This window comes from Chloroflexota bacterium (assembly GCA_013152435.1).
Lineage (GTDB): Bacteria > Chloroflexota > Anaerolineae > DUEN01 > DUEN01 > DUEN01.
Genome location: JAADGJ010000026.1, coordinates 1 through 3,986 on the forward strand (window position 1 = coordinate 1; position 3,986 = coordinate 3,986).

Genomic DNA, 3,986 nt, shown 5'->3' on the forward strand with positions numbered 1-3,986 from the left:
TTGGCGGGGCCAAGAACTCCGGTCAGGACGTGCAGCCCGTACACGGTCATGTCGTACAGCGGGCCACCGCCCGGACGCCGGAAGTACCAGGCCGGGTTGATGTTCGAGAGCACGTCATCGCCGTGACGTACGGATTCCCCTTCATGATATCGGCCGAAGGCCGCGCCGGTGACGGCCCAGGTCAACGCGCCTAACGCCCCGCTCACCACCAGTCGGCGGATCTCCTGATGCAACGGGCGCAGCATCTCGCCCGGCGAAGCGACCAGCTTGACCCCACGCCGTCGGGCCAGCTCGATCAGCTCGTCAGCCTCGTCCACGGTCGTCGTCATCGTCTTGTTGAAGTGGACGTGCACCCCATGCTCGATGGCGAGCTTCCCCTGCTCATAGTGCACCCCGATGGGGGATGCGATGGTGACCGCGTCGACATCGCCGTGGGCCAATAGATCCTCGTAACGCTCGAACGCCTTGGGGACGCCGAACCGCTCCGCGGCCGCCTGGGCCCGCCCTGGCACCGGGTCGCAGATGGCGGTCACCCGCACCCGGTCCTGCACATCCTCCTGCGTGAGATGGGGCAGGATCCCTCGGATGGAGATACTGCCCGCTCCGACGACGCCGATTCGCACTGGATCGGCCATGGTCCCTCGCTCCTTTTGGCTGGATTATACTCCGAACTCATCATCCTCGCACGGCGAAAGAAACATGTTCGTCCTGTCGTCCGTCTCGAGTAGACTTCTGAGCCGGCATGAATTCGGTAGGGACGACGCGTGCGTCACTCTATTCGCATCAACTGAACAGCATGGGCGAGGCCCTCGCCTGCCGCTTTTTCCCTCCACGGGCGGCCGCACCTGAAAGGGGAGGTACGGAGGGGCTTCCCCTCCGCAGGGAAACTCTTTTTCCCGCCTTTTCCCTGCCTGGTTGGGGCTTTGACCGGTGGCCTCCGGCCCCACGGGGCCGGTGAGGGCTTGAAAATAGGTTTCTTCGGAGGGGCTACCGCCCCTCCGAACCATCCCAGAGATACGGGGCCACGCTTCTGCATCGCTCCTACCATTGTCCCCAGAGAGCAGGATCCGTATGTTGTTCTCTCTGGGCGAAGATCAACGATCATCCACGAAGCGAACCTCAATTTGGCAGCCCATCTCGAACAGGCGCTTCCACGGGAGATAGATATCATGCACTGAGATCTCCGAGATCTCGGGCCATCCTGTCTCTGATGTGGAAACCTCGCGAAAGAGATCGGTCAGGGCTCTCGCCCGCTCCAGCAGCCGGGCGGACACCCGCTCCCGCACGGCCTCCACATCCCGAGGAAGCTCGGACACCATGGGTTCCAGCCCCAGTGCGGGCAGATCCACCAACATCACCTCCGTGCGGGCGATGGCCTGATAGAGGTAGTCATCCAGGAAGCGCAGGAAGAGGTAGGCCAGGTGAGCCCGGAGCCCCTCGCGATCCCCGCCACGCCGCAGATGGGCCGCCCAGGCGACGGCGTGGGCCAACACGGTCCCCAACGTGTTCCCCGCCGTGTTCCACCCTGCATATCCGGCCAGCCGCGGCGCCAGTCCGGCCTCCATCAGCCGATCTCCCAACGCCAGATCGGCGCCGTTCACGAAGGCCACGTCCGCGATGGCGACCCGTCTTCCCCGCGAGATCTCATCGGCCGCGGCCCTCACGAATTCGTCCACATCGCGGAAGACGGTGTGCATCTCCCGCCGCGTCGCCCGCAGCGCATCCGAGACCTGGTGTTCCTCGATCCAGCGGGCGGCCTGAGGGACCCGCTCCGCCAGTTCCTCCTCGCTCCAGCGCAGCGGAAGCTGGAACACGCCCTCGCCCTGTACCTCGCCGGGGGAGTTGACGAACAGCGAGAAGTCCGCCTCCTCGGGAGAGCCGACCAGCACGCCGCCCAACGGGGCCAGATGCGCCTTGATCAGCTCGGGCATGGGGCGGTCCTCGTACGCGGTGATCACGTCGCCCGCCCGACACGAAGCATAGCGCGTCCACACGCGCGGCGTCAGACCGTTCTCCCGGCAGATGACGCGGGCCAGCAGGATCATCCCGATCTCGTCGGCGCCGGGATAGGTGATCGCCCGATCGGACAGCCCCAACGCCCGGATCTCCCGACGCAGAGCCCGGCTCTCGGCGATGTTCCAGCCGTACTCCATCGTGTCATCCTGGGGGATGAGCAGATAATCGAAGATCCCCTCGCGCGTCCACTGCAGCATCGCCCGGTTGACAGCATGATTGTGAGCGCGGCCGTCCAGGTAATCCCGTACGATCTCCTCGGGCAACTCGGTCGCCAGCTGATCACGCTCGGCGATCTCCTCCGACGAGGCATCGCCCATATCCGCCTTATCGGTCAGGTACGACAGCCGGAACATGCGGGCGCCATACGTGGCCCAGTAGGGCTTCTCCTCCTCGGTCGCGTTGCCACGAGTGATGCGCATGAGCACGTTGAAGCCGAGCAAGGTGAGCTCGGGATGGGCCCGCTTCAGATCCCGAAGCACCTGCAATCGGCCAAGCACCGTGTCCACGCTGTCGTACGAGATGCGGGAGCTAACCAGTCCGCCGTACCCCAACGTGTCCAGGGCGACCACGGCCGCGTCCAATTGGGAGGCCAGATCGCGCAGCCACTCCGTGATGCGCTCGATCTGGGCCCCACGCCACAGATTGCCCAACCACTCCCGGGGCGGCAACAATACCTCCATCCCGGCGATGCGGCCGACGTACTGCGGGAAGTCGTAGTTGGGTGGACGATCATCCAAAGGGATCAACGCCACCTTCGACATCTTTCATCTCCTCTATCCGCTAACCGCTAACGGCTAATCGCCAACCATCTCCACGCATCCGGTCTCCACGGAGCGATAGCCAGCAGCCAGGATCTCCAGCGCTCGCAGGCCATCCCGGCCATCCACCATCGGACGCGTCCCGCTCGCCACGCAATCCAGGAAGTGGGTCACTTCCCCTGCGAAGCGATCAGGTCCCTCATCCGGAACGTGGGTCCAGTCGTCATCCCCCTCCAGCCGGTAGCGCAGCTCGGCCGCCGCGTAATCCACGATGGCCTCGCCCTCGGTCCCGTAGACCCAGATGGCCGCCTCGGACACCGGTGTCACCCACGAGCACTCGATCACGCCGTCCACCCCATCCACCGAGCGTACATGCAACACCGCGCTGTCCTCCACCGTCAGCTCCGGCAGGACAGTCTGGAGGCGAGCCCACGCGCTCTCCACCTCGCCCACCAGGAAGCGGAAGAGATCTACGGAGTGTACGGCGGTATCGATGAGAATCCCGCCGCCGGCGACCTCAGGTTGTACGAACCAGGTGCGCTCCACCCCGACGAATCGGAACGCGAACCGGTTGTGGAAATGGACGATCCGCCCCAGGCGGCCCGCGGCGATCATCTCCCGCAGGGTGCGCACGGCCGGGTGGAAGCGGTGGCACAGCGCCGTCATCAGGATGCCCCCCGTGCGATCGGCGGCCTCCACCATCGCCCTCGCCTCCTCCACGGTGCGCGCCAGCGGCTTCTCGCACAGCACGGCCAGCCCGCGCGCCAGCGCGGCCTCCGTCACCTCCCGATGAGCCACGGGCGGCGTGCACACGCTGATCGCCTGTGGCACCTCGCGGTCGAACATCTCGCGGTAGTCCGTGTAGGCCCGGCAGCCGAAGGCCTCCGCCCGGGTGCGCGCCGCCTCTGGGACCACATCGGCCACGGCCACGATCTCGGCCCGCCCGCTCTGCGCGTAGGCCCTCAGGTGGATGCCGCCGATCCCCCCTGCGCCCACGACGGCCACTCTCACCTTCTCTTCCATGGGACCTCCTCCTCTAGGCATGAAGAATCCCCGGCCGGGCGCGTCATCCAGCCGGGGTTAAGGTGACGCCATGCCCCAATAGAAACGGCGATCACCCTTTAATCCCCGTCAGTGTGATCCCCTCCATGAACGTGCGCTGCGTGAAGAAGAACAACACCAGCGGCGGCAACATCGTCATCGTCGACGCCG

Annotated in this window: 4 protein-coding genes; all 4 read right to left on the minus strand. The window is 65.7% G+C overall.

Translation table 11 applies throughout. The features are described from left to right. Nucleotides 1–635 (minus strand): Gfo/Idh/MocA family oxidoreductase (locus tag GXP39_03465; protein ID NOZ27098.1); only part of this gene is annotated, 635 nt, incomplete at its 3' end. A 459-nt stretch (nt 636–1,094) separates the two neighbouring features. Next, entirely contained in the window at nt 1,095–2,777 is a 1,683-nt protein-coding gene (locus GXP39_03470; protein ID NOZ27099.1) for a DUF4127 family protein, read from the minus strand. A gap of 33 nt (nt 2,778–2,810) precedes the next feature. Further along, nucleotides 2,811–3,797 (minus strand): Gfo/Idh/MocA family oxidoreductase, encoded by a 987-nt coding sequence (locus GXP39_03475; GenBank protein ID NOZ27100.1) that lies wholly within the window; start codon nt 3,795–3,797, stop codon nt 2,811–2,813. Between the two features lie 91 nt (nt 3,798–3,888). Then, on the minus strand, nt 3,889–3,986 hold a 98-nt coding region (locus tag GXP39_03480; GenBank protein NOZ27101.1), incomplete at its 5' end, for a carbohydrate ABC transporter permease.

Coding starts and splice junctions, on each gene's coding strand:
- GXP39_03475 (NOZ27100.1), bottom strand. CDS start 3,797: ATGGAAGAGAAGGTGAGAGTGGCCGTCGTGGGCGCAGGGGGGATCGGC.
- GXP39_03470 (NOZ27099.1), bottom strand. CDS start 2,777: ATGTCGAAGGTGGCGTTGATCCCTTTGGATGATCGTCCACCCAACTAC.